Genomic DNA, 23,832 nt, shown 5'->3' on the forward strand with positions numbered 1-23,832 from the left:
CGCCTGGAGCTAAGCCTTCGGATCGGGCCTCACAAGGGCGATTGCAGACGCAACACCCTCTTCTTTAACCGGACACCCGGCATTAGGGTCGTTGCATGACCGTTACGCCCAACGCCCCGCTTTTCATCCTGTCGTTCCGACAGCGCGACGAGCTGGCGTCGCTTGCGGCGGGCGCGGGCTGGCAGGTCGTCGCGGCACGCCGCGCGGGGGGTGCCGAGCGGCGCTTCCTGTCGAGCGGCGCCGCCGTAGCGGTGATCGATGCGCGCGGGGCGCCCAGCGAGGGCGTTACCGCGGCACGCACGATCAGCGGCGCGGTCGAGGCGAATGGCGGGGCGCTGCTCGCCTTGGTCTCGCGCGGCGAGGCCGCGACAGTGACGACGCTATACGATGCCGGCGCGACGCACTTTCTCGCGAGCCCGTTCAGCGAGGCCGAGTTCCTCCAGGCGGTCCGCTTTGCCGCGCGCCATGCCGAGCGGATGGCGCGGGAATGGGCGGCGGGGCCGGTGTTCGCGCCGCTTGGCTGGCGCTACGATCTCATCAGCCGCACGCTGATCCTGACGCCTGGCTTAGCCGCCTTGCTCGCGATCGATGACGCACCGAGCGTCCGCGCGATGCTGCGCCGGTTCGATCGGCCCGATCGCGCCGCGGCGCTGGCCGCGCTGCGCCGCGTCTCGCCCGAACGCCCCGCCACCGCCTTTGCGCACGATTCGGACCTGACCAGTGTCGGGCGCGTCGTCCAGCACCTCCAGCTCGATGTTGAAAACGGGCAGATCGACGCCGTCGTCGAACCGCTCGGCAGCGCGCCCGAGCCCGCCGCCGAGCTGCGCGAATCGCTCGCCGGTGCGCGCGATGCCGGCAGTGCGCGGCGCTGGCTGACGCGGCGGTTGGGTGAGGAGGCGGGTGCGCCGCTGCACGCGATGCTGATCGCGCTCAACCGCTTCGACATGGTCAATACCGCCTACGGTCGCGCGACCGGCGACGCCCTGCTGAGCAGCGCACAGAAGCGGATCGACGATGTCGTCCGCGAGATGCTCGGCCGCGACGCGTTGATCGTGCGGCTCAGCGGATCGACCTTCCTGGTGGCGGCGCGCAGCATCCGGCTGCGGATCGACCTCGCGGTCGAGCGGATCGCAGGCACGCTGGCGCGACCGTTCGTGACGGGCGAATCGATCGCCGTGCTCGGCTGCCGGATCGGGCTTGCCGAAGCGTTGCCCGACGATAGCGCAGCCAGTCTGCTCCGCCGCGTCAGCGAGGCGCTCGCCGATGCGCGCGAATCCGACACCGCGACGATGCGGGTCGCCGATGCCGAGCGCGGCGATGCGCCGATCGACCGGCTCGCGGTGGAATTGAACCATGCGCTCGAACGCGACGAGATCAGCGTGCTGTACCAGCCGCAAGTCTCGGTCTCCTCGGGCACGATCGTCGGGGTCGAGGCGCTCGCGCGGTGGGAGCATTGCGTGCTCGGCACGATCGGGGCCGAGACGCTGTTCGCCGCGGCGGCGCGTGCCGACCTCGAGATCGGGCTGTCCGATCATATCCAGAAGATCGTGCTCGCGCAGGCGGCGGCGTGGCCGCAGGCGCTCGCGCGGCTGCGGCTGTCGCTCAACCTCACCGCGGCCGACATCGCGCGCCCGGGCTTTGCCGATCTGTTCCTCGATCGGGTCGATGCGAGCGGCTTCCCGCGATCGCGCCTCACGCTCGAAATTACCGAAAGCGGGCTGATCGAGGATCTCGGGATCGCATCGGGGTTGCTCTCGGTCTTGCGCGGCGCGGGGTGCCGGATCGCGATCGACGATTTCGGGACGGGCTATTCGTCGCTGGCGTATCTCAAGGCGCTGCCGCTCGATTACCTCAAGATCGACAAGAAGCTGGCGCAGGACATTACCGGGTCGGCGCGCGACCGGATCGTGGTGCGCGGCGTGATCGACATGGCGCGGTCGCTCGGGCTGACGGTGATCGCCGAGGGGGTCGAGACGCAGGCTCAGCTCGAGGCGCTGGCGGCCGAAGGCTGCCAGATCTATCAGGGCTTCCTGTGTGCGGAGCCGCTTTCGATCGATGCTTTGATCGCGTTGGTCGAACGCTAGGGGAGGGCTGGTATGAGGCGTCTTGCGTTGGGTCTGCTCTTCGTCGCGGTGCCGCTCGCGGTCCAAGCGACGCCGCCTGTCGCTGCCACGCAAGCAGCGCCGCAAGCCGGCGTCGAGGCGGCGATGGCCGACAGCGCGGCGGGGTGGAATGCGGGCGATCTCGCGCGCTTCATGGCGGTCTATTCGGACGCGCCCGACACCAGCTTCGTGACCAAGACCGGCGTGCTGCGCGGCAAGGCGGTGATGGCCGAGCGCTATCGCACCAAATATGATTTCGCCGATGCCGGGAAGCGCGGTGTGCTGAGCTTTGTCACGCTCGACTTCCGGCTGCTCGATCGCGGCCACGCGCTCTATATCGGCCGCTACACGCTGCGCGCGGGGGACGGTAAAGAGCAGTCGGGGATGACGTCGCTGGTGTTCCGCAAGGAGCCGGCGGGCTGGCGGATCATCGCCGACCATAGCTCGTAATCCGCCACCCGGACCCTCAATCTGCCAGCGAGCGACGCTCCCCCCAACACGTCACCCCAGCGAAAGCTGGGGTCTCAAGCGGCTGACGCGGCGCCCTAGAACCATGAGACCCCAGCTTTCGCTGGGGTGACGGGGGCGTGTTCCCAGATCGATGACCGGCGCGCGAGGGGGCGCTGGCATGGGATGCCGAGGGGGGCTCTCAGCCAGCCGCCTTCGCCAACCCTTTCGACAGTTGCAGTGCGCCGTGCAGCCGCGCCTTGGGGTCGCCCCAGGTGCGCGTGACCACGAGTTTGCTGTCGGGCCGCAACCGCGCGACGCCGTCGAGCTTGCCGACCCAGGCGAGCAGGCCGTCCACATTCGGCGGCTTGTCGTCGAAGAAGGTGACGAGCGCACCCTTGGGGCCGACGTCCATCTTGGCGACGCAGGCCTTCTTCGCGTTCAGCTTGATCTCGATGATGCGGATCAGATTCTCGGTCGGCTCGGGCAGCTTGCCGAAACGGTCGATCAGCTCGGCGGCGAAGGCCTCGACCTGGTTCTGGTCCTCGAGATCGTTGAGGCGGCGATACAGCCCCATGCGCAGGTCGAGATCGGGGACATACTCCTCGGGAATGAGGATCGGTGCGTCGACGGTGATCTGCGGCGAGAAGTCCTTCGGGCGCAGCCGCTGTCCACCGGCCTTGGCATCCATGATCGCCTCCTCCAGCATCGACTGGTAGAGCTCGAAGCCGACCTCCTTGATGTGCCCCGATTGCTCGTCGCCGAGCAGATTGCCCGCGCCCCGCTGGTCGAGATCGTGGCTCGCGAGCTGGAAACCCGCGCCGAGCGTATCGAGGTCGCTCAGCACCTTGAGCCGCTTCTCGGCGGTCTGGCTCAGCGTGCGGTTCTCGGGCGTGGTGAGATAGGCGTAGGCGCGGGTCTTCGCCCGCCCGACGCGGCCGCGGAGCTGATAGAGCTGCGCCAGGCCGAAGCGGTCGGCGCGGTGGATGATCATCGTGTTGGCGCTCGGAATGTCGAGCCCGCTCTCGACGATCGTGGTCGAGATGAGGACCTCGAACTTCTTGTCGTAGAAGGCCGACATCCGCTCCTCGACCTCACTCGGCGCCATCTGGCCGTGCGCAACAACGTAGCGCACCTCGGGCACGTGATCGCGCATGAACGCCTCGATCTCGGGCAGGTCGGCGATGCGGGGCGTCACGAAGAAGCTCTGCCCGCCGCGATAATGCTCGCGCAGCAGCGCCTCGCGCAGCACGACCGGGTCCCACGGCATGATGTAGGTGCGTACCGCAAGGCGATCGACCGGCGGGGTCTGGATCACCGACAGCTCGCGGATCCCCGACATCGCCATCTGCAGCGTGCGCGGGATCGGCGTGGCGGTCAGCGTGAGGACGTGGACGTCGGTCTTGAGGCCCTTCAAGCGCTCTTTGTGGGTAACGCCGAAGCGCTGCTCCTCGTCGACCACGACGAGCCCGAGCCGCTTGAACTCGATCCCCTTGGCGAGGATCGCGTGCGTGCCGATCACGACGTCGATCGTACCGTCCGCAAGGCCCGCCTTGGTCGCTTTGGCCTCGGCGCCGGGGACGAGCCGCGACAACCGGCCGACGTTGAGCGGGAAGCCTTCGAAGCGCGCGGTGAAATTGTTGAAATGCTGGCGGGCGAGGAGGGTGGTCGGGCAGACCACCGCGACCTGCAGCCCGGCCATCGCCGCGGCGAAGGCGCCGCGCAAAGCAACCTCGGTCTTGCCGAAGCCGACGTCGCCGACGACCAAGCGGTCCATCGGCGTGCCCTTGAGCAGGTCGCCCATCACGTCCTCGATCGCGCGGTCCTGATCGTCAGTTTCCTCGTATGGGAAGCGGTCGACGAAGGCGGCATAGCCGCTGTCGCGGTCGATCGTCTCGGCGGGGCGCAGTGCGCGCTCGGCTGCGGTGGCGATGAGCTCGCCCGCGATTTCGCGGATCCGCTCCTTCATCTTCGACTTGCGGCGCTGCCAGGCTTCGCCGCCGAGGCGATCGAGGCTCGCGCCCTCGCTGTCCGAGCCGTAGCGGCTGAGGACTTCGAGGTTTTCGACGGGGACGAACAGCTTGTCGCCGCCGGCATAGGTCAGCGCGACGCAATCGTGCGGCGCCTGGCCGACGGGGATTGAGGTCAGGCCTTCATAGCGGCCGATGCCGTGGTCGGCATGGACGACGAGATCGCCGGGCGTGAGCATCGCCAGTTCGGCGAGGAAGGCGTCGGCCGATTTCTTGCGCTTGGCGCGGCGGACGAGGCGGTCGCCGAGCATGTCCTGCTCGGTGAGGAGCGCGACCTGCGGGCTGGAGAAGCCGTGGTCGAGGGGGAGGATGATGAGCGCGACGGTAACTCCCCTCCCGCTTGCGGGAGGGGTTGGGGGAGGGGCGTGCTGCGCTTTCGCGGCTGGTTGCTTGGGGACAGGCCCTCCCCCAGCCCCTCCCGCGAGCGGGAGGGGAGCAGAAGGAGCAGAAGCACCCAGCGCCTCCTGCCATGTGTCCACCAGCTTGAGGTTCGTCGCGCCATGATCGCGCAGCAACCCCGCCAGCCGCTCCCGCGCGCCCGCCGAATAGCTCGCCAGCACTGCTTTCCGCCCATCGCGCTCGAGTGTGCGCAGATGATGCACCACCGCCTCGTACACGTTCGCGCCATTCGCGCGCTCGGCCCCGAAATCGCGCGGGCCGTCGACGCCGAAGTCGAGCACGCTCGCGCTCTCGGGCTCGTGGAACGCGGTGATCCGGTGCGCCGGCGCTTCGTCCAGCCGCGCCGCGAAATCCTTGGCGGTCAGGTACAGCGCATCGACCGGCAGCGGGCGATAGCTGCCGGGATCACTGACCTGCGCCTTAACGCGGTTGGCGTGATAATCGGTGATCGCCTCGAAGCGCTGCTCGGCCGCCGCGACTGAACCCGCGTCGCGGAGGATGACGGCATCGTCGCCGAGATGGTCGAACAGCGTCGTGAGCTTGTCTTCGAACAGCGGGAGCCAATGCTCCATCCCGGCAAGCCGACGCCCTTCCGAAATCGCCTGGTAGAGCGGATCGCCCGTCGCGGTCGCGCCGAAGCGTTCGCGATAGCGTGCGCGGAAGCGCTTGATGCTGTCCTCGTCGATCAGCGTTTCCGAGGCGGGGAGCAGGATGAAGCCGTCGACGCGGCCGGTGGTCCGCTGGTCGGCAGGGTCGAAGGTGCGGACGCTCTCGATCTCGTCGCCGAAGAAATCGAGCCGCAGCGCGTGCTCCTCGCCGCTCGGGAACAGATCGACCAAGCCGCCGCGCACCGCGAACTCGCCCGAATCGGCGACGGTCTCGACGCGGACATAGCCATTCGCCTGCAACTGCGCGGCGAGCTTGTCGCGGCCGATCCGCTCCTTGGGCGCGAGCTTGGCGACGAGCTGGCGGATGCGGAACGGCGTCAGCGTGCGCTGCGCCACCGCGTTGACCGTGGTGAGCAACAGCTGCGGGCCCTTGGGAGGCTGCTGCAGCCGGTGGAGCGTCGCCATGCGCTCGGCCATCACCCGCAGCGTGGGGGAGGCGCGGTCGTAGGGGAGGCAGTCCCACGCCGGGAAGGTGAGGATCTCGAGCTCGGGCGCGAAGGTCTGCGCGGTCGCGGCGATCGCGCGCATCGCGGCTTCGTCGGGCGCGACGAACACCGCGCGTGACTTGGCGGCGCGCGCGAGGTCGGCGAGCAGCCACGGCTCGAACCCGGTCGGCACGCCGGCGAGCGTGAGCGGGGTCTTGGCGGTGAGGATTTTGTTCAGGTCGGGCATTCTTCTGACTTTCTCCCTCTCCCCGCTTGCGGGGAGAGGGTCGGGGAGAGGGGCAGTATCAAGAGCTGCCGTCCGAGTGACTGCCCCTCTCCCGCGCTTCGGCTTCGCCTCGCTTGCCCTCTCCCCGGAGGGGAGAGGGAGATCGCGTTACTCCGCGATCGGCACGTAGTTAAGCGTCTGGAGCGCCTCGAGGATCGACCCGCGGTACCGCTCCGGGCAGGTATCGGTCCCGATCGCCCACGCCATGATATCGACGTCCTGCTCCTCGAGCAGCTCCTCGACCAGCGTGATCTCGACATCGTCCCAGCCGCCCGAGCGCGCGTCGAAGAAGCCGCCGATCAGCAGATCGGCTTCCTTGGTGCCGCGGTGCCAGGCACGGAAGCGCAGGCGTTTCAGGCGGGTTTCGCGGTCCATGCTCGTCCAAACACAAATGCCCGGCACCGACCGACAGCGACGCTGGCGGCGGAAGCCGGGTGGGGGTAGAGGACCCAGATAGTCATGCGACCCGATATCCTCAATCCATTGTTCGCCGAAGTCACGGCGCTGAAGGGCGTGGGGCCCACGCTCGCCAAGCCGCTCGACCGGCTCGGGCTGTCGCGCGTCGTCGATGTCGCCTTCCATCTGCCGACCGGCTGGGTCGATCGCCTGGCGCGCGAGGAGCTCGACATGGCCGATGCGGGGCGGGTGATCGCGATTACGCTGACCGCGCAATCGTACCGCTCGAGCGCGGGGCGCGGGCCGACGCGGGTCCATGCGACCGATGCGCTCGGCAACGTCGTCAGCTTGGTCTATTTCGGCGGAAATTCTGGGTGGGCGAAGAAACTCCTGCCGGTCGGCGAGCCGCGTCGCGTGTCGGGCCGGCTCGAAATGTACGGGCAGGATCTGCAAATGGTCCATCCCGATTACGTGCTGCCGCTCGAGGAGGCTGGCGACACGCCCGAGCGCGAGGCGATCTATCCGCTGTCGGAGGGGATGACCTCGAAACGGCTGGGGCAGCTCGCCGCTCAGGCGATCGAGCGCGCGCCCGACCTTCCCGAATGGATCGAGCCCGGATTGCTCGCCAAGCAGCAATGGCCCGGCTGGCGCGAGGCGCTCGCGCGGATCCATGCCGATCCGTCCGACGCGATGGCGCGCGAGCGGCTCGCGTATGACGAGATCTTCGCCAACCAGCTCGCCTTGATGCTGGTGCGGCAATCGTCGCGCGCGCGGCGGGGGCGGGCGCTCGCGGGGACGGGCAAGCTGCGCGATGCGCTGCGGCTGCCGTATGACCTGACCGGCGCGCAGGCGCGCACCGTGCGCGAAATCGAGGGCGACCTCGCCCAGCCGCAACCGATGCTGCGGCTGCTGCAGGGGGATGTCGGCTCGGGAAAGACGCTCGTCGCGACGCTGGCGATGCTCACCGCGGTCGAGGCGGGTGCGCAGGCGGCGTTGCTCGCGCCGACCGAGATCCTCGCGCGCCAGCATTACGAATCGCTGCGCCGCACGCTCGCCGGGCTGCCGGTCGAGGTGGCGGTGCTGACCGGGCGCGACAAGGGCAAGGTGCGCGAGGCGACGTTGATGGCGCTCGCCGCGGGCACGATCGATATCCTGATCGGCACGCACGCGATCTTCCAGGAGGCGGTCGGCTACAAGGATCTCGGCCTCGTCGTGGTCGATGAGCAGCACCGCTTCGGCGTCGCGCAGCGGATGATGCTCCAGGCCAAGGCCAAGGCCGCGCCGCACCTGTTGGCGATGACCGCGACGCCGATCCCGCGCACGCTGACGCTCGCCAATTATGGCGAGATGGACGTCAGCCAGCTCGACGAGATGCCGCCCGGGCGCCAGCCGATCGAGACGCGCGTCATTTCCGAAGACCGGCTCGCCGATATCGTCGATGCGCTCGGCCGGCACCTGTCCGACGCCAATGATGGACAAGGGGGCCAGGCCTATTGGGTCTGCCCGTTGGTCGAGGAAAGCGAGAAGAGCGACATGGCCGCCGCCGAGGCGCGTGCCGAAACGCTGCGCGCGCGCTTCGGCGACCGCGTCGGGCTCGTCCACGGCAAGATGAAGCCCGCCGAGAAGGACACCGTGATGAGCGCGTTCGCCGCCGGGCAGCTTGGCGTGCTGGTCGCCACCACCGTGATCGAGGTTGGCGTCGACGTGCCCAATGCGACGCTGATCGTGATCGAACATGCCGACCGCTTCGGGCTGGCGCAGCTCCACCAGTTGCGCGGGCGCGTCGGGCGCGGGTCGGGCAAGTCGAACTGCCTGCTGATCCGCGGTGGGTCACTCAGCGAGACCTCACGCGCGCGGCTCGCCTTGATGCGCGAGACGACCGACGGCTTCCGCATTGCCGAGGAGGATCTGCGGTTGCGCGGGGCAGGGGAATTGCTCGGCACCAAGCAATCGGGCGAGGCGGGCTTTCGCCTCGCGACGCCCGATATGCTGATGACGCTGCTCCCGGTCGCGACAGACGATGCGCGGCTGTTGATCGACCGCGACGGCGGGCTCGAGGGGACACGCGGGCAGGCGGCGCGGACGGCGCTCTATCTGTTCGAGCGCGATGCGGGGGTGGCGTTGCTGCGATCGGGCTGAGGCGGCGTTACTTTTCCTTCAAGAGCACCGCGAGCAGCTCGTAATATTCGGGCAGCGGGATCGGCGCATCGAGTTCGCACCCGATCCGCCCGCCGAGCGACCAGCGGATCTCGGCCACCACCACCCCGACCACCGGCAGCGTGACGCGGAGCCGATCGCCGACGGCATAGCTCATCTCGGTCCGCGCCATCAGCCCGGCGGCGGAAAGATTGACGATCAATAACGACAGCTGCCTTGCATCGGGACCGAACGCCCGCGCCCGGTAATGAACTTCGTCGCGAACGAGCGCTCGGCTCTCCGCAGTTTGCATTTCCAACGCCTTAGCCATTACCAAACCCCCCTTTGGGTAGCTTGGACGCTAGGGCGTCGGGTATGAAGCGGAGCGGAACGAACCCGCTTAACAGCGGGTTACCCGAGTCTCGAAAACGCTCAGGCGCGAACCAGCAGCCCGTGGTTCTTCTTGCCCGCCGCGATCCGCACCGGCTCGGCACCGACGCTGACGATCATCGCCTCGTCGCTCACCTTGTCGGCGCCGACGCGCGCGCCGCCGCCCTTGATCAGCCGCTTCGCCTCGCCCTTCGATGCCGCAAAGCCCAGACCGATCAGCGCATCGACGATGCCGATGTCGCTGCTTACGGTGAAGGTCGGGAGCGAGCCGCCGGCCGCGCCCTCCTCGAAGGTCCGGCGCGCGGTTTCGGCCGAATCGACCGCCGCCGCTTCACCGCGGCACATCGTCGTCGCGGCATTGGCGAGCACGATCTTGGCGGCGTTGATCTCGGCGCCCTCGAGCGCCTCGAGCCGCGCGATCTCGTCGAGCGGAAGGTCGGTGAACAGCCGCAGGAAGCGACCGACATCGCGGTCGTCGGTGTTGCGCCAGAACTGCCAGTAATCGTAATGCGGCAGCTGGTCCTCGTGCAGCCACACCGCGCCCGACATCGTCTTGCCCATCTTCCCGCCGTCGGCGGTGGTGATCAGCGGGGTGGTGATGCCGAACACCTCGGTGCCATCCATCCGGCGCGAGAGTTCGATCCCGTTGACGATGTTGCCCCATTGATCCGACCCGCCCATCTGCAGCCGGCACCCGGCGCGGCGCGACAGTTCGAGGAAGTCGTAGGCCTGGAGGATCATGTAGTTGAACTCAAGGAACGACAGCGACTGTTCGCGGTCGAGCCGCAGCTTGACCGAGTCGAAGCCGAGCATCCGGTTGACCGAGAAATGCTGCCCGACATCGCGCAGGAACGGGATGTATTCGAGCTTGTCGAGCCATTCGGCATTGTCGAGCATGATCGCGTCGCTTGGCCCGTCCCCGAAGGTCAGGAAACGTTCGAAGATCCGGCGGATCGAGGCGACGTTGTGCGCGATCCCGTCATGGTCGAGCAGCTTGCGCGCTTCGTCCTTGAAGCTCGGGTCGCCGATCTTGCCGGTGCCGCCGCCCATCAGCACGATCGGCTTGTGCCCCGCCTGCTGGAGTCGGCGCAGCAGCATGATTTGCACCAGGCTGCCGACGTGGAGCGAGGGCGCGGTCGGATCGAAACCGATATAGCCGGGCACAATCTCCTTCGCCGCAAGCGCATCGAGCGCCGCCGCATCGGTGGTCTGGTGGATATAGCCGCGTTCCGAAAGGAGGCGGAGGAGATCGGAAGTGTGCTCGGTCATACGACCGCCATAAGATATCGCGCGGTCGCCTGTCATCCCCGCGCAAGCGGAAGATAGAAAGTGGGTTCACGCGAAGGCGCGAAGATCGCGAAGCGGATCCGATGCTTCGCGCTCTTCGCGCCTTCGCGCCTTCGCGCCTTCCCGCTTTCGCGTGAACCCGCTCTCTTTCTTCTACCTCAGATTCCCGGCAATTGCCGTTGCGGATCGACCGGGGTGCGGCCTTTGCGCATTTCGAAATGGACCTCGGGCCGGCTTGCCTGACCCGAATCGCCCGACAGCGCGATCGTCTGGCCGCGCTTGACCGCCTGGCCGCGGCGCACGAGCAGCTGGCTCGCATTGGCATAGACCGTCGTCCAGCTCGACCCGTGCTTGACGATCACCAACCCGCCGAGCGTCGGCACGCCGCTGCCGGCATAAGCGACGACGCCGTCGGCCGAGGCAAGGATCGGCGTGCCGAGCGGCACCGCGATGTTGACGCCGTTGAACTTCTCACCCGAGGCGCCGGGCCCGAAGCGCGTGATGATCTTTCCATGCACCGGCCAGGCGAAGCCGCTGGTCAGCTGCGCCGGCTCGGCGAGCGCCTGGGTCGGCGCGAGCACGCGGCGTGGCGAGGCGGTCGGCTGGGCCGGACGCTGGTTGGCGGCGAGCGCCGGTTCGCTGCCGGTGAGGATATCGTCGATATCGAGCGTGAAGGCTTTCGCGCGCTCGGCCGCCGAGACGCCACCCGCGGTGCCGGGGATCAGCACGCGCATCCCGACGCGCAACGTATAGGGCGCGGTCAGATCGTTCGCGGCGATGATCCGCGACCAGTCGACCGCATAGGCGCGCGCGATCGCGATCCCGGTCTGCCCGGCGCGGACGAGGTGATAGCGCCCGCCGGGGATCGTCAGCCGCTGGCCGGCGCGGACCACGAAAGGCGGGGGGAGCTGGTTGGCGCGCGCGATCGCCTCCGAACCGCCGCCGGTACGATCGGCGATCGCGCGCAGCGTATCGCCGGGGCGGACGAGATAGGTCGTCGTGTCGATCGTCGCGGCATCGGCCGACACCGGGCGCGCCTGCCACGCCGGTGGCGGCGCGGGGAGCGCGGAGACGCGCTCGTCGATGCGGTGCGGCTCGTAGCGTTCGGGTGGCGCGTCGTCGCGCGGATCGGCGCGCGGCCGATCGTCGCGCCACCGCGGTTCCGCGCGGTCGCGCGGCGGGCGATAGCCGCTATCGGGACGGTCGGGATTGGGAATGCAGGCGCCCAGCATCGTCAGCAACAGCGTCGCCGCCAGGCCTATCTCTCTGCGATGCCCCATCCTCATCCCCCGATCCTGCCCACCCCTAGGCGTATAAGCCGCCGAGCATAGCGAGCGATGCGTGATGTGTCAGGTCGAGATGCAGCGGCGTCACCGCGATGTACCCGTCGGCGACCGCTTCGAGGTCGGTCGCGTGCGCCGGCGTCTCGACCGTGCCGGCGAGCGCGAACCAGTGATATTCATAGCCGCGCGGATCGCGATTGGTCACGATCTGCAGCCGTCCGTAATCGCGCAGACCCTGCTGCGCGATCCGCACGCCTTTCACCGCTGCTGCGGAAACGGCGGGGAAGTTGATGTTGACGAGCGTGCGCGGCGCGAGCGGCGCATCGAGCAGCGGGCGCAGCACGCGCTCGCCCCAGGCTGCGGCGCTGTCGAACGGGACGGCGTCGCCCATTCCGCGCTTCTCATAGACCTGGCTCAGCGCGATCGAACGAACGCCGGCGAGCGCACCCTCCATCGCCGCGGAGACGGTTCCCGAATAGGTCACGTCCTCGGCAAGATTGGCGCCGCGATTGACGCCCGACAGGATCAGGTCGGGCTTGTGATCGGGCATGATCTTGGCGAGCGCCATCATCACCGCGTCGGTCGGCGTGCCGGCGACGGCGAAGCGCTTCTCGCCGTGCTGGCGCACGCGGATCGGGCGGGTGAGCGTGAGCGAATGGCCGGCACCCGATTGCTCCTCGGCGGGTGCTACGACCCAGACATCGTCGGAAAGCGTTGCGGCGATCGCCTCGAGCACCTTGAGGCCAGGGGCATGATAGCCGTCGTCGTTGGTGAGGAGGATGCGCATCTAATCTCCCGTTTGGCTCCGGCGTCGTGAAACGCTGTTCGTCGCTGCCGTCGTCGAGGGCGCGGCATCAATCGGCTCGCCCCAAACGGTTTGGTTCAGCGCCTCAGCTCCAGCCGCGACATGCCGCCCGTATAGGACAGCAATGCCTCGGGTACCGAGACGCTGCCGTCTTCATTCTGGTAGTTCTCGATCACCGCCACCAACGTCCGACCTACCGCGAGGCCTGAGCCGTTGAGGGTGTGGACGAACTCGGTCTTCTTCTCGCCCGCCACCCGGTACCGGGTGTTCATGCGCCGCGCCTGGAACGCGCCGGTGTTCGAGCACGAGCTAATCTCGCGATACGCGTTCTGGCCCGGCAGCCAGACTTCGAGATCGTAGGTCTTGCGCGCGCCGAAGCCCATGTCGCCGGTGCACAGCAGCAGCTTGCGATAGGGCAGGTTGAGGCGTTCGAGGACGGTCTCGGCGGCACGTGTCATGCGCTGGTGCTCGGCCTCGCTGTCCTCGGGCCGCACGATGCTGACGAGTTCGCACTTCTCGAATTGGTGCTGACGGATGAAGCCGCGCGTGTCGCGTCCGGCCGCGCCCGCTTCGGAACGGAAGCACAGCGTGAGCGCGGTAAGCCGAACCGGGAGCGCGCTCTCGTCGAGCAATTCACCCATGACGCTCGCGGTCAGGCTGACTTCGCTCGTCGGGATGAGCCAGCGATCGTCGGTCGTGCGAAAGCTGTCCTCGGCAAACTTGGGCAGCTTGTCGGTGCCGTACATCGCCTCGTCCTTGACGAGTACCGGCGGGTTGCATTCCTCATAGCCATGCTCGCGCGTCTGGAGGTCGAGCATGAACTGGCCGAGCGCGCGGTGAAGACGCGCCATGTCGCCGCGCAGGAAGGTGAAGCGCGCACCCGAAAGCCGCGCGCCGGTTTCGAAATCCATGCCGAGCGCAGGGGCGAGATCGGCATGTTCGCGCGGCGTGAAGTCGAAGCCGCGCGGGGTGCCCCAGCGGGCGACTTCGACATTGTCCTCCTCGCCCGCGCCGTGCGGCACATCGTCGGCGGGCAGATTGGGGATCATCTCGAGCGCGGCCTTGAGCTGTGCCGCAACATCCTTTTCCTCGGCCTCGATCGCGGGCATCCGCTCCTTCAACGCGGCGACCTCGGCCATCAGGCTTGCGGCGGTGGCGTCGTCCTTCTTTGCCTTGGCTGCGCCGATCGCCTTCGAGGCTTCGTTGCGGCGCGCCTGGCCGGTCTGCGCCTCGGTGATCAGCGCGCGGTGGCGTTCGTCGAGCGCGACCAGCCCGGCGGCGACGGGCGACAGCCCGCGGCGCGCGAGAGCGGCATCGAAAGCGGCAGGGTTTTCGCGGATCGAACGGATATCATGCATGGTCGCAGGCTATGCCCAGCCTGCCGCAAGCGCGCAACCCGCGCGGCGCGCGGTGCGTTCTTCCAGCCTCACCAACCATAAGAGGCAAACGCCCCATGCAGATCCCCAACAACGCCGTCGTGCTCGTGGCCGACGGCCGCAAGTCGCTATTCCTGCGCAACGAGGGCGACGCGACGCACCTCAATCTCGTCGTCGAGCGCGCGGTCGAGCAGATCAATCCGAGTGATGGCGACCAGAAGACCGACCATGCCGGGCGCGCCTCGTCGAGCGTCGGCGGTGGGCAGAATTCGATGCAGGAGGTCGACTTCCACCAACAGGAGAAGGATCGCTTCGCGGTCGATACCGCCGACCTGCTCAAGCGCCGTGCGCTCGCCAACGACTTCGCCTCGCTGTTCGTCGTCGCGCCGCCGCAGACGCTCGGCGAATTGCGCAAACATTATCACAGCGAAGTCAGCGCGCGGCTCAGCGGCGAGCTCGACAAGGATCTGACGAGCCACCCGATCGACCAGATCGAAAAGGCGCTGCAGGCGGCCTGAAACGCAAACGGGCTCCCGCGATGGTCGCGGGAGCCCGGTTTACAAGAAATGCGATAGGCCGGTCAGGCGGCGACCGCGGTCCGCTTGGAGAACCGCTTGCGCGCGACCAGCGCCGCGGCGGCCGCGCCGAACAGCAGGACCATTGGCGGGGCGGGAACCGGCGCGGGCGGACCGCCGGGATCGCCCGGCGTGCAATTCGCGCCGCAGCTGCTGCTGCTGCTGCTGCTGCCATGGCCCCAATTGCTGCTCGAATTCCAGCCATGGCTGCTCGAGCCATAGCTGCTCGAACTGGCCGACGACGTGCTCGTGCTCGACCCGTTGGACGAGCTCGCGGAAGAGACGTTGCCGCTCGATGCCGAAGAGACGTTGCCGCTCGATGCCGACGACACGTTGCCGCTCGATGAGGTCGATGACGTGGACGATATCGAGGGGTCAAACGCGACGTTACCGCTCGACGAGGTCGACGAAGACACGTTGCCGCTGCTGCCGCCCGACGCCGAGGACACGTTGCCGCTCGACGACGATCCTCCGGTCGACGACGTGCTCGACACGGTCGCGCCGCCGGTGCTGGTCGAGGTGGAGCCACCGCTGGTCGAGGTCGATCCGCCGCTGGTCGAGGAACTGGTCGACGATCCGCCCGACGAGACGTTGACGGTCGTGCCGCTGCTGCCGGTCGAGGTCGACGAGATCGTGATGTTGCCGCCGCCGCCACCACCGCCGCCACCGAAGAAGCCGCCCGCGAAGAAACCGCCGCCGCCGCCGAAGCCGCCGCCGATCACGGCCGGACCGACCCCGCCCGACGACCCGCTGAAACCGTTGAACGCGGGCGGCAGCGGGATCGGTGCGCCCTGCGTCGTCACCACCACGACCTGCGGGGGCGGGGTGGTGTGCGTCGTCGTCACGACTCGGCGAACGCGGCGCACCGAGGCGACCGCGGTCTTGCGGACGATTCGCTTGGTCTTGTGGACATAGGCAGCGCGAGCGCGGGAGGAATCAGCGACATGTACCGCGCCGCCGCCGACGATCGCGCCGCCGCACGCACAGGCACACAATTTCGCCAAGGCCATCCGCACCGACATATCCGCCACTTTCTCTTTACCGTAAAATCAACGCTATAGGTCGTTTCACGGTCTTCCGTGCCATTTCGCTCTAGCAGGTTAAGGCCAACAAAGCGTTAAGTTGAAGCGCTTTACCTTCCCCGCACATCTTAATCTACGATTTTGTCCGGATGGCAAAGGTTGATTGTGGGTTAACGTTTCGTCTTGGGACAGGGCAACGCCATTCTTCGGCGGCGCGCGCAATCCGGGCCCGCGCTGCAGCGGCAATCGGGCCGCGGCAATCGGATCGTCGCAGGAACGCAGGACAATCGCATCGGATTGCTTGTGGAGCTTCAAGGGCATGGCTATAGGCCCGCACCACGTGAGTTAACCCGGGGGCGGACCCACGATGCACTCGGCATCGTGCGGCTGTGGGAGAAAATGGGATGGCGACGGTCTTGAATCGACACGATGACTCCGAGAAATTCGCGGTCCCGCCGGTCGGCGGTGACGACGGCTATCGGCCAAGTGCGGACGAAGAGTTCATGAACCCACGGCAGCAGGCGTATTTCCGCGCCAAGCTGCAGGGGTGGAAGGACTCGATCCTGCGCGAGGCGGCGGGAACGCTTTCGCAGCTGCAGGTCGATACGCTGCGCGAGGCCGACCTTACCGATCGCGCCTCGAGCGAGACCGATTGGTCGATCGAACTGCGCACGCGCGATCGCCAGCGCAAGCTGATCTCCAAGATCGAGGCCGCGATGCGGCGAATCGACGAAGGCGAATACGGCTATTGCGAAGTCAGCGGCGAACCGATCTCGCTCGCCCGGCTCGAGGCGCGGCCGATCGCGACGATGACGGTCGAGGCGCAGGAGCGCCACGAACGCCACGAAAAGATTTCTCGCGAGGAATGATCTTCGGGGCGCGTTAAGCGGTTCGATACATTTGCCCGGCTATTACGATCATAACGGAGGCCGTAAGATTCAGGCGATGGATCAATATTCCCAAGATCCCCTCAGCGCTCCCGACGAGGATGGCGCCCACAACCGGCAGGAGTCGCGCGACAGCCTGTTCCTGATGGCGGATTTCCGCGTGGTCGGGAGCAGTGACGTTCACGCGCTTCGTGTCCGCAATCTCTCGGCGGGCGGGCTGATGGCGGAACTGGCGGGTGGCCTCGAGCAAGGATTGCGCGTCGAGTTCGACGTGCGCGGGATCGGGTGGGTGCCGGGACAGGTTGCCTGGTCGGCTGCCGGCCGAATCGGCGTCGCGTTCGATCAGCAGATCGATCCGCTGCTGGCGCGCAAGCCGGTCGGGCAGGGCGCTCAGACGCCGACCTTCGTCAAGCCGATCTTCTCGCGCCCGAGTCGCTGAACGCGGCGGCGCGCTAAGTAAGCGGACCCGGACGCAGCGCGCCCGGGCCCTGCGGCGCTAGATCTGCGCCAGCTCCTGTTTGATCTTAAGCTTCTGTTTCTTCAGCGCGGCCAGCGTCACGGCGTCGGGCAGCGGTCGCTGCGCCTCGGTGGCAATCTGTCGATCGAGGACTGCATGCTTGGCCGTCAAGGCCGAGTGATGCGCGGTCTGCATGGATGCGTACCTCCTTCATATGCTGCTTGGGGGAGGCAAATAGAACATGGGCGCGGTTAATTGTCTCCCTATGATTTGGTGTGGTCGCGACGCGCGCACCGAATTGCGCGACCGGTCGATTTTATCCGTGCTGCAGCCCCGCGATTTGCTAAGACGCGGCAATCGAGCGGGGACCGAATGGACGACAGCCTTATCGCAAAGCGCCTCGAGGTGTTACGCGTCGAACATCGGGATCTCGATTCGGCGATCGGTGCGCTGATCGGCAGCGGGGCGGCCGACCAACTGCAGCTCGCGCGCTTCAAGAAGCGCAAGCTGCGGCTGCGCGACGAGATCGCTCTGCTCGAAGATCAGTTGATCCCCGACATCATCGCCTGAGCCGCACCGCTTTGGGACAGGTCGCGGTGAATTTTCGCGCGACCGGCTACCCTCGCCCGCGCGATTGTGGGAAGGTCTGGAATGCGCGGAAATCGGCAAGACTTACGGATGCAGCGGCGCGTGATCGACACGTTGTACATCGATGCGATGGTGCTCGCGGACGAAGCGCGCAGCTATTTCGACGAAGGCGGGCGCGCCGATCGCGAGGCGCTCGATCCGATCGCGCGGGTCGCCTTCTCGTGTGAATCGCTGAAGGTGACGACGCGGCTGATGCACGTGATTGCCTGGCTGCTGACGCAGCGCGCGGTCGAGGCGGGGGAGATGCTGCCGCACGATGCGCTCGATCCGTCGCGCCGGCTCGGTACCGCGCCGGCGACAGATCCGGCTGCGCTCGAGCATATGCCCGAGTCCGCGCGGTCGCTCATCGCCGCGAGTGTGGAGTTGCACGGTCGCGTCGCCCGCCTCGACGAGTCGCGCGCGGGGGACGGTCTCGCGCTCGAAAGCCCCGTCCGCTCGCTGCACCAGCGGCTGGCGATGGCGTTCTAGCGGGCGCGTCGATCGCGCCCGCGCGGGCTTAGAGCTTCAACCGCGCGCGCGCCGCGCGATATTGCGCCTCGAACCGATCGACCATCGCCGCGACGGGTTCGACCCGGTCGATCACGCCGATCCCCTGGCCCGATCCCCAGATTTCCTTCCACGCCTTGGGCTTCGCGCCGTTGCCGGTGCCGAAGTCCATCGTCTTGAGATCGCCCTCGGGCAGCGCATCGGGGTCCATGCCGGCCGCAACGATCGAGGCGCGCAGGTAATTGCCGTGCACACCGGTGAACAGGTTCGAATAGACGATGTCGGCGGCCTTGCCCTCGACGATGCCCTGTTTGTACGCGGGTTCGGCATTCGCCTCGAGCGCGGCAATGAAGGGCGAGCCCATATAGCCGAAATCCGCACCCATCGCTTGCGCCGCGAGGATGGCGTCGCCCGTGGCGATCGAGCCCGACAGAGCGAGCGGCCCGTCGAACCACTGGCGGATTTCCTGGATGATCGCGAACGGCGACAAACGCCCGGCATGGCCGCCCGCGCCGGCGGCAACCGCGATCAGCCCGTCGGCGCCCTTTTCGATGGCTTTGCGCGCAAAGCGATCGTCGATCACGTCGTGCAGCGTGATCCCGCCCCAGCTGTGTACTGCGGTATTCAGATCCTCGCGCGCGCCGAGAGAGGTGATGACGATCGGCACCTGCCACTTGGCGCAGGTCGCAAGATCCGATTCGAGTCGCTCGTTCGAGCGATGGACGATCTGGTTGACCGCGAACGGTGCTGCCGGGCGCTCGGGATGGTCGCGATTATGCGCCGCCAGTTCCTCGGTGATGCGGTGGAGCCATTCGTCGAGCATCGCCTGCGGCCGCGCATTGAGCGCGGGGAAGGACCCGACGATCCCCGCCTTGCACTGCGCGATCACCAGTTCGGGACCGGAAATGATGAACAGCGGCGAGCCGATCAGGGGAAGCCGCAGCGACGAGAGAAGGGGCGGTGTGCTCATGTCCGTTTCATAGCGCAACCGAAAGGACTGTCCAGCGGCCTCGATTTGCCTCGCGAGCAGAAACCCTTATGGCGCGCAAATCCCCGTTTGTTTCCGGAGTAACGAAGTGAAGCTTACCCTTGCCGCCGCGCTGTTGCTCGGAACCGCGACTCCGGCGTTTGCCGTGGGGCAATTGCCCAGCGGGATCGCCCCGGTCTCCTACGACATCACGATTCGCCCCGACGCCAAGGCGATGACCTTCTCGGGCGAGGAGACGATCAGCATCGCCGTCGCCAAGCCGACCCGCACGGTCGTGCTCAACGCCGCCGACCTCAAGATCTCGCGCGCGATGGTCGATGGTGCGGCGGTGCCCTTCACGATCGATACCACCAAGCAGCAGCTGACGTTGACGCTGCCGACGATACTCGCCGCGGGGCAGCACAGCGTTCAATTCGCCTGGACGGGCACGATCAACACCTCGGCCGCCGGCCTCTTTGCGATCGATTACAGCAATCAGGACGGCTCCTCCTCGCGCCTGCTGGTCACGCAGTTCGAGGCGCCCGACGCGCGCCGCTTCGCGCCGATGTGGGACGAGCCGGGCTACAAGGCGACCTTCAAGCTCAGCACCGTCGCGCCCGGCGACCAGACCGCCTTCTCGAACATGCCCGTCACGAGCGTGACCAAGCAGGGCGACGGCACCAAGCTGTATCACTTCGCCGAGACGCCGAAGATGTCGAGCTATCTGCTCTTCCTCGGCATGGGCGATGTCGAGCGCAAGACGGTGATGGCGGGCAAGACCGAGATCGGCGTCATCACGCGCCGCGGCGTCGTCGACCAGGGCGACTATGCGCTCGAATCGGCCAAGCGCCTGCTCACCTATTACAACGACTATTTCGGCCAGCCCTATCCGCTGCCCAAGCTCGACATGATCGCTGGCCCCGGCTCGAGCCAGTTCTTCGGCGCGATGGAGAATTGGGGCGCGGTCTTCTATTTCGAGCCGGAATTGCTCTACGACCAGAAGCGCGCGACGCAGAGCGGCAAGCAGCGCATCTACACCGTCGTCGCGCATGAGATGGCGCACCAATGGTTCGGCGATCTCGTCACGATGAACTGGTGGGACGATCTCTGGCTTAACGAGGGCTTCGCCTCGTGGATGGAGAACAAGTCGAGCGTCGATCTCAACCCCGACTGGTTCGCCGGCGCGACCGCGGTGGCGCAGGATCGCGAGGGTGCGCTGCAGGTCGATGCGACCGCCGCGACGCACCCGATCATCCGCCATGTCGAGACGGTCGATCAGATCGGCGAGGCGTTCGACGGGATCACCTATTCCAAGGGGCAGGCGGTTATCGGCATGATGGAGTCGACGCTCGGCCCCGACGTGTTCCGCGACGGCATCCGCCGCTACATGGCGAAGTACAAATATGGGAACACCACGACCGACCAGCTGTGGGCCGAGCTTTCGGCGGCGTCGGGGCATTCGGTCGCCGATGTCGCGCACGATTTCACGCTCCAGCCGGGCGTCCCGCTCGTCACGATGACAGGCGCGCGCTGTGTCGCGGGCAAGACGCAGGTGACGCTGACGCAAGGCCGCTTCGGCTATGACGCGACCGCCAAGCAGCCGCTCGACTGGCATGTGCCGTTGACGCTCGGCGTGGTCGGTCAGCCGGTGACGCGCGCAACCGTCCACGGCGCCAAGCCGATGACGGTCGACGTAGCGGGTTGCGGTACGATCGTGCTCAACCGCGACAAGGGGAGCTACGCGCGGGTACTCTACAGCCAGGCTGGGCATGACGCGATCGTCCGCGACTTCGGCAGCCTCGCGCTGACCGACCAGCTTGGCACGCTCGGCGACGATTTCGCGCTCGCCAAGGGCGGCAACCAGAAGCTCGATCGCTATTTCGCCGATGTCGCGGCGGTCGCGCCCGACGCGAACCCGCTATTGTGGCAGACGATCGCTGGCCAATTGTCCGATCTCGAGGGGCGTCTCCCCAAGGGCGCGGCGAAGGACGCGATGCGGGCGCGGATCCGGGCGACGCTGGCGCCGGCGATGGCGCGGGTCGGGTTCACCGCGACGAAGGATGAGTCGCCGCTCGTCGCCACACTGCGCGAGACGCTGATCTCGGTCCTTGGCCATCGCGGCGACCCCGCGATCACCGCGAAGGCGCGGGCCTATGTCGCCGCATTGGCGACCAACCCCGACGCGATCCCGGCCGCGATCCGCCAGCCGATTCTCGGGACCTACGCCACCAATGCGACGCCTGCCGAATGGGATGCATTGCTCAAGCTGACGCTCGCCGAGAAGAACCCGGTGGCCAAGAACGGCTATGTTCGCCTGCTGGGTGCGGCCGAGAACGATACGCTGGCGCAGCGCGCGCTCGACCTGCTGACGACCGACCGCTTCACCGCGCCGCAAAAGGCCGGGTTGCTGAAGGCTGTGGCGGGCGGGCATCCCGACATGGCGTTCGGCTTCGCGCTCGCGCATCTGCCGCTCGTCAACACGCTCGTCGAGACGAGCACGCGCGCCGGCTTCGTCGCGAGCCTCGGTGCCGGGTCGGACGATCCGGCTATGCCCGGCAAGATCACCGCCTTCGCCGCTGCCAACCTCCCGCCTGCGGCGCGCGGCGGGGCCAAGGCGGCGGTGGCATCGATGGGCGCGCGGCAGATGGTCAATGCCCGCATTCGCGGCGACATCGCGGCCTGGGCGACGGGCGGACGATAAGCGGTATGCCCTTCCCCGGCGTCCGGCGCCGGGGAAGGGGGGGGGCGTCAATCGATCCGCTTGAGCCCGGCGGCATATTTACGGCCGTTGGTGACATAATGCTCGGCCGAGACGCGGAGCATCGCCTGTGCGGCGTCGTCGAGCGTCTTCACCGCACGCGCCGGCGCGCCGACGATCAGGCTGCCAGGCGGGAACACCTTGCCCTCGGTCACCAGCGCGCCTGCGCCGACAATCGATCCTTCGCCGATCTCGGCGCGGTTTAGCACGATCGCGCCCATCCCGATCAGCACACGGTCGCCGAGTATGCAGCCATGCAGCACGGCGTGATGCCCGATCGTGCAATCCTCCCCGATCGTGAGGGGGGCACCGGGATCCGAATGGCACATCGCCCCTTCCTGAATGTTGCTGCGCGCGCCGACGATGATCGGGGTGTTGTCGCCGCGCAGCACCGCGCCGAACCAGATGCTGACGTCGTCGCGCAGCTGCACATCGCCGATCAGCTCGGCGCTCGGTGCGATCCAGGTCGCTTCGCCCAGCGTCGGGCGGAGTCCGTCGATTTCATAAAGCGGCATGGCGATCCTCATAGGTGACACCGCTATCGTGCGCATCGTTCCACCCGATCGGCAAGTCGCACGCAGTTTTGCGCGACGCGTTCCGCGGCTTGATCCGCCTCAAGTAGATATAAAGAAACGCATTTACACGGATCTGAGGGCGTTTCCGTGTCGTTGAGCAGCCATTGCAATCGAGAGGAAGAGAGCATGGCTATCAAGTTCGCCGGGACGACCAACGCGCTCAATCGTGGCATCGCATCGACCAAGCCCGACAAGGGCGCCGACATGATCGAGGATTGGGAAGCCGCACTGTCGGAGATCGACACCGCTGGCGCCAAGGGCATCCTCCGCGACCTCGGATCGCTGCGCAAGCAGCTCGAGCGCGCCGAGCCCGATGCCGACCGCATCCACGCGCTGCTCCACCGTCTCGGTGTGGCGACGACGCGGATCGCCGAGAAGGCCGAGACCAACCAGGAAAAGCTCAAGACGCTGGGCGAGGCGCTGACCGAAGCGGGCGAGGATCAGCCCGACGAGGAAGAGGATGTCGCTGCAGCGGCTGCCCCCAAGCGTGGTCGCGCCAAGGCCTGATGGAGCGGGGCAGGGGAAACCTGCCCCACTCCGGTCCTGCCGCCAGGCCGCCTTGAGCCGACCCGGCAAATCATCGTTCGCTACGTCGAACCCGTGGAGATCCCAGGATCTCCGCGGGTTTGGTGCGTTTTGCAAGAAAGGTGCAAAAAAGGGTTTGACCGAATCAAACTCCCCGCCTAGAGACCACTCCACCGCAGCGACGGACCAGACGGTTCGCTTCTGCAGTCACCAAATTGTCGGCGCCGAGGGGCTCTTTGAAAGAAGGGCATTTCCTTAGCGTCGGTATTTTGCGCTCTTTGACATTGTCGGTTTAGATGAAGGGACATGTGGGCGGCGGCTCCGGGTCCAACGTTTTCAAGGCGTTGGTAATTCGGTTAAAGCTAAGTCGTTCTCATATGTCCTTCACGTATCCATACGTAATGGACGTTTCATTCGGCTTTGGCTGGGTGAGGCGTCTGAAAGATATTGTGCAGAGCGGCTCCTTGAGATGGACGAGATTATCGTGGAATTCCACTGCGATGATTTTGTGACATAAACTTGAGAGTTTGATCATGGCTCAGAATGAACGCTGGCGGCATGCCTAACACATGCAAGTCGAACGAAGGCCCGATTTCGGTTGGGTCCTTAGTGGCGCACGGGTGCGTAACGCGTGGGAATCTACCCTTAGGTTCGGAATAACAGTTGGAAACGACTGCTAATACCGGATGATGACGTAAGTCCAAAGATTTATCGCCTAGGGATGAGCCCGCGTAGGATTAGCTAGTTGGTGTGGTAAAGGCGCACCAAGGCGACGATCCTTAGCTGGTCTGAGAGGATGATCAGCCACACTGGGACTGAGACACGGCCCAGACTCCTACGGGAGGCAGCAGTGGGGAATATTGGACAATGGGCGAAAGCCTGATCCAGCAATGCCGCGTGAG

General features: G+C 66.9%; 22 protein-coding genes and 1 rRNA gene. 13 read left to right on the top strand and 10 right to left on the bottom strand.

What is annotated here, in order from left to right:
- Positions 1-95 precede the first annotated feature (95 nt).
- Both EAH76_RS20310 and EAH76_RS20315 read left to right on the top strand, forming a co-directional pair.
- The gene (locus EAH76_RS20310; protein ID WP_140852089.1) at positions 96-2,084 is read left to right on the top strand and encodes a putative bifunctional diguanylate cyclase/phosphodiesterase; all 1,989 of its coding nucleotides are present in this window, start codon (positions 96-98) and stop codon (positions 2,082-2,084) included.
- 12 nt (positions 2,085-2,096) lie between these two features.
- Positions 2,097-2,552, top strand: coding sequence for a YybH family protein (locus tag EAH76_RS20315; protein ID WP_140852090.1), 456 nt, complete (start codon positions 2,097-2,099; stop codon positions 2,550-2,552).
- A gap of 199 nt (positions 2,553-2,751) precedes the next feature.
- On the opposite strand, the gene mfd is transcribed toward EAH76_RS20315, so the two are convergent.
- Positions 2,752-6,318: a transcription-repair coupling factor gene (gene mfd, locus EAH76_RS20320; RefSeq protein ID WP_140852091.1), complete on the bottom strand. Its 3,567-nt coding sequence runs from the start codon at positions 6,316-6,318 to the stop codon at positions 2,752-2,754.
- A 147-nt stretch (positions 6,319-6,465) separates the two neighbouring features.
- Positions 6,466-6,732 carry a succinate dehydrogenase assembly factor 2 gene (locus EAH76_RS20325; protein ID WP_140852092.1) on the bottom strand — a complete coding sequence of 89 codons (267 nt, stop codon included), beginning with the start codon at positions 6,730-6,732 and terminating at the stop codon, positions 6,466-6,468.
- An 84-nt stretch (positions 6,733-6,816) separates the two neighbouring features.
- On the opposite strand from EAH76_RS20325, the gene recG reads away from it, so the two are divergent.
- The gene (recG, locus tag EAH76_RS20330; protein ID WP_140852093.1) at positions 6,817-8,892 is read left to right on the top strand and encodes an ATP-dependent DNA helicase RecG; all 2,076 of its coding nucleotides are present in this window, start codon (positions 6,817-6,819) and stop codon (positions 8,890-8,892) included.
- A gap of 7 nt (positions 8,893-8,899) precedes the next feature.
- On the opposite strand, the gene EAH76_RS20335 is transcribed toward recG, so the two are convergent.
- The 5 genes from EAH76_RS20335 to serS all read right to left on the bottom strand — a co-directional run bounded on the left by EAH76_RS20335 (position 8,900) and on the right by serS (position 14,012).
- A complete protein-coding gene (locus EAH76_RS20335) occupies positions 8,900-9,220 on the bottom strand; it encodes a PilZ domain-containing protein (RefSeq protein WP_140852094.1) in 321 nt (106 codons plus the stop codon).
- Positions 9,221-9,321: 101 nt separating this feature from the next.
- Positions 9,322-10,548, bottom strand: coding sequence for a tyrosine--tRNA ligase (tyrS, locus tag EAH76_RS20340; RefSeq protein WP_140852095.1), 1,227 nt, complete (start codon positions 10,546-10,548; stop codon positions 9,322-9,324).
- 176 nt (positions 10,549-10,724) lie between these two features.
- Positions 10,725-11,846 (bottom strand): M23 family metallopeptidase, encoded by a 1,122-nt coding sequence (locus tag EAH76_RS20345; protein ID WP_170208053.1) that lies wholly within the window; start codon positions 11,844-11,846, stop codon positions 10,725-10,727.
- A gap of 25 nt (positions 11,847-11,871) precedes the next feature.
- Complete coding sequence (gene surE, locus EAH76_RS20350; protein ID WP_140852096.1) at positions 11,872-12,636, bottom strand: 5'/3'-nucleotidase SurE; 765 nt, start codon at positions 12,634-12,636, stop codon at positions 11,872-11,874.
- A 95-nt stretch (positions 12,637-12,731) separates the two neighbouring features.
- Positions 12,732-14,012 (bottom strand): serine--tRNA ligase, encoded by a 1,281-nt coding sequence (gene serS, locus EAH76_RS20355; RefSeq protein WP_140852097.1) that lies wholly within the window; start codon positions 14,010-14,012, stop codon positions 12,732-12,734.
- A 95-nt stretch (positions 14,013-14,107) separates the two neighbouring features.
- On the opposite strand from serS, the gene EAH76_RS20360 reads away from it, so the two are divergent.
- From EAH76_RS20360 to EAH76_RS20380, 5 genes are all read left to right on the top strand, one after another.
- Positions 14,108-14,548 carry a host attachment family protein gene (locus EAH76_RS20360; protein ID WP_140852098.1) on the top strand — a complete coding sequence of 147 codons (441 nt, stop codon included), beginning with the start codon at positions 14,108-14,110 and terminating at the stop codon, positions 14,546-14,548.
- 84 nt (positions 14,549-14,632) lie between these two features.
- Positions 14,633-14,827: a hypothetical protein gene (locus EAH76_RS20365; RefSeq protein WP_140852099.1), complete on the top strand. Its 195-nt coding sequence runs from the start codon at positions 14,633-14,635 to the stop codon at positions 14,825-14,827.
- 21 nt (positions 14,828-14,848) lie between these two features.
- On the top strand, positions 14,849-15,520 hold the full coding sequence (locus EAH76_RS20370) for a hypothetical protein (RefSeq protein WP_241659813.1): 672 nt from the start codon (positions 14,849-14,851) through the stop codon (positions 15,518-15,520).
- Between the two features lie 511 nt (positions 15,521-16,031).
- Positions 16,032-16,496: an RNA polymerase-binding protein DksA gene (dksA, locus tag EAH76_RS20375; RefSeq protein ID WP_140852100.1), complete on the top strand. Its 465-nt coding sequence runs from the start codon at positions 16,032-16,034 to the stop codon at positions 16,494-16,496.
- Between the two features lie 76 nt (positions 16,497-16,572).
- A complete protein-coding gene (locus tag EAH76_RS20380; protein ID WP_140852101.1) occupies positions 16,573-16,953 on the top strand; it encodes a PilZ domain-containing protein in 381 nt (126 codons plus the stop codon).
- 57 nt (positions 16,954-17,010) lie between these two features.
- On the opposite strand, the gene EAH76_RS20385 is transcribed toward EAH76_RS20380, so the two are convergent.
- Positions 17,011-17,166, bottom strand: coding sequence for a DUF465 domain-containing protein (locus EAH76_RS20385; protein WP_140852102.1), 156 nt, complete (start codon positions 17,164-17,166; stop codon positions 17,011-17,013).
- 177 nt (positions 17,167-17,343) lie between these two features.
- On the opposite strand from EAH76_RS20385, the gene EAH76_RS20390 reads away from it, so the two are divergent.
- Positions 17,344-17,541 carry a YdcH family protein gene (locus tag EAH76_RS20390; protein ID WP_140852103.1) on the top strand — a complete coding sequence of 66 codons (198 nt, stop codon included), beginning with the start codon at positions 17,344-17,346 and terminating at the stop codon, positions 17,539-17,541.
- A gap of 108 nt (positions 17,542-17,649) precedes the next feature.
- Positions 17,650-18,087, top strand: coding sequence for a DUF1465 family protein (locus EAH76_RS20395; RefSeq protein ID WP_194151053.1), 438 nt, complete (start codon positions 17,650-17,652; stop codon positions 18,085-18,087).
- A gap of 28 nt (positions 18,088-18,115) precedes the next feature.
- Here the strand turns inward: EAH76_RS20395 and EAH76_RS20400 are convergent, their stop codons facing one another.
- Complete coding sequence (locus EAH76_RS20400) at positions 18,116-19,075, bottom strand: NAD(P)H-dependent flavin oxidoreductase (RefSeq protein WP_140852105.1); 960 nt, start codon at positions 19,073-19,075, stop codon at positions 18,116-18,118.
- Positions 19,076-19,181: 106 nt separating this feature from the next.
- On the opposite strand from EAH76_RS20400, the gene EAH76_RS20405 reads away from it, so the two are divergent.
- On the top strand, positions 19,182-21,773 hold the full coding sequence (locus tag EAH76_RS20405; RefSeq protein ID WP_140852106.1) for a M1 family metallopeptidase: 2,592 nt from the start codon (positions 19,182-19,184) through the stop codon (positions 21,771-21,773).
- Positions 21,774-21,820: 47 nt separating this feature from the next.
- Here the strand turns inward: EAH76_RS20405 and EAH76_RS20410 are convergent, their stop codons facing one another.
- Complete coding sequence (locus EAH76_RS20410) at positions 21,821-22,345, bottom strand: gamma carbonic anhydrase family protein (RefSeq protein ID WP_140852107.1); 525 nt, start codon at positions 22,343-22,345, stop codon at positions 21,821-21,823.
- A gap of 186 nt (positions 22,346-22,531) precedes the next feature.
- Between EAH76_RS20410 and EAH76_RS20415 the strand changes: the two genes are divergently transcribed.
- Both EAH76_RS20415 and EAH76_RS20420 read left to right on the top strand, forming a co-directional pair.
- Positions 22,532-22,912: a hypothetical protein gene (locus EAH76_RS20415; protein WP_140852108.1), complete on the top strand. Its 381-nt coding sequence runs from the start codon at positions 22,532-22,534 to the stop codon at positions 22,910-22,912.
- A gap of 533 nt (positions 22,913-23,445) precedes the next feature.
- Positions 23,446-23,832 (top strand): 16S ribosomal RNA (locus EAH76_RS20420); the annotation flags it as partial.

This window comes from Sphingomonas glacialis (assembly GCF_006439055.1).
Lineage (GTDB): Bacteria > Pseudomonadota > Alphaproteobacteria > Sphingomonadales > Sphingomonadaceae > Sphingomonas > Sphingomonas glacialis_A.

Excerpts from the sequence above, each read along its gene's own strand:
- EAH76_RS20310 (WP_140852089.1), top strand. The coding sequence starts at position 96 with ATGACCGTTACGCCCAACGCCCCGCTTTTCATCCTGTCGTTCCGACAG.
- EAH76_RS20315 (WP_140852090.1), top strand. The coding sequence starts at position 2,097 with ATGAGGCGTCTTGCGTTGGGTCTGCTCTTCGTCGCGGTGCCGCTCGCG.
- mfd (WP_140852091.1), bottom strand. The coding sequence starts at position 6,318 with ATGCCCGACCTGAACAAAATCCTCACCGCCAAGACCCCGCTCACGCTC.
- EAH76_RS20325 (WP_140852092.1), bottom strand. The coding sequence starts at position 6,732 with ATGGACCGCGAAACCCGCCTGAAACGCCTGCGCTTCCGTGCCTGGCAC.
- recG (WP_140852093.1), top strand. The coding sequence starts at position 6,817 with ATGCGACCCGATATCCTCAATCCATTGTTCGCCGAAGTCACGGCGCTG.
- EAH76_RS20335 (WP_140852094.1), bottom strand. The coding sequence starts at position 9,220 with ATGGCTAAGGCGTTGGAAATGCAAACTGCGGAGAGCCGAGCGCTCGTT.
- tyrS (WP_140852095.1), bottom strand. The coding sequence starts at position 10,548 with ATGACCGAGCACACTTCCGATCTCCTCCGCCTCCTTTCGGAACGCGGC.
- EAH76_RS20345 (WP_170208053.1), bottom strand. The coding sequence starts at position 11,846 with ATGGGGCATCGCAGAGAGATAGGCCTGGCGGCGACGCTGTTGCTGACG.
- surE (WP_140852096.1), bottom strand. The coding sequence starts at position 12,636 with ATGCGCATCCTCCTCACCAACGACGACGGCTATCATGCCCCTGGCCTC.
- serS (WP_140852097.1), bottom strand. The coding sequence starts at position 14,012 with ATGCATGATATCCGTTCGATCCGCGAAAACCCTGCCGCTTTCGATGCC.
- EAH76_RS20360 (WP_140852098.1), top strand. The coding sequence starts at position 14,108 with ATGCAGATCCCCAACAACGCCGTCGTGCTCGTGGCCGACGGCCGCAAG.
- dksA (WP_140852100.1), top strand. The coding sequence starts at position 16,032 with ATGGCGACGGTCTTGAATCGACACGATGACTCCGAGAAATTCGCGGTC.
- EAH76_RS20380 (WP_140852101.1), top strand. The coding sequence starts at position 16,573 with ATGGATCAATATTCCCAAGATCCCCTCAGCGCTCCCGACGAGGATGGC.
- EAH76_RS20385 (WP_140852102.1), bottom strand. The coding sequence starts at position 17,166 with ATGCAGACCGCGCATCACTCGGCCTTGACGGCCAAGCATGCAGTCCTC.
- EAH76_RS20390 (WP_140852103.1), top strand. The coding sequence starts at position 17,344 with ATGGACGACAGCCTTATCGCAAAGCGCCTCGAGGTGTTACGCGTCGAA.
- EAH76_RS20395 (WP_194151053.1), top strand. The coding sequence starts at position 17,650 with ATGCAGCGGCGCGTGATCGACACGTTGTACATCGATGCGATGGTGCTC.
- EAH76_RS20400 (WP_140852105.1), bottom strand. The coding sequence starts at position 19,075 with ATGAGCACACCGCCCCTTCTCTCGTCGCTGCGGCTTCCCCTGATCGGC.
- EAH76_RS20410 (WP_140852107.1), bottom strand. The coding sequence starts at position 22,345 with ATGCCGCTTTATGAAATCGACGGACTCCGCCCGACGCTGGGCGAAGCG.
- EAH76_RS20415 (WP_140852108.1), top strand. The coding sequence starts at position 22,532 with ATGGCTATCAAGTTCGCCGGGACGACCAACGCGCTCAATCGTGGCATC.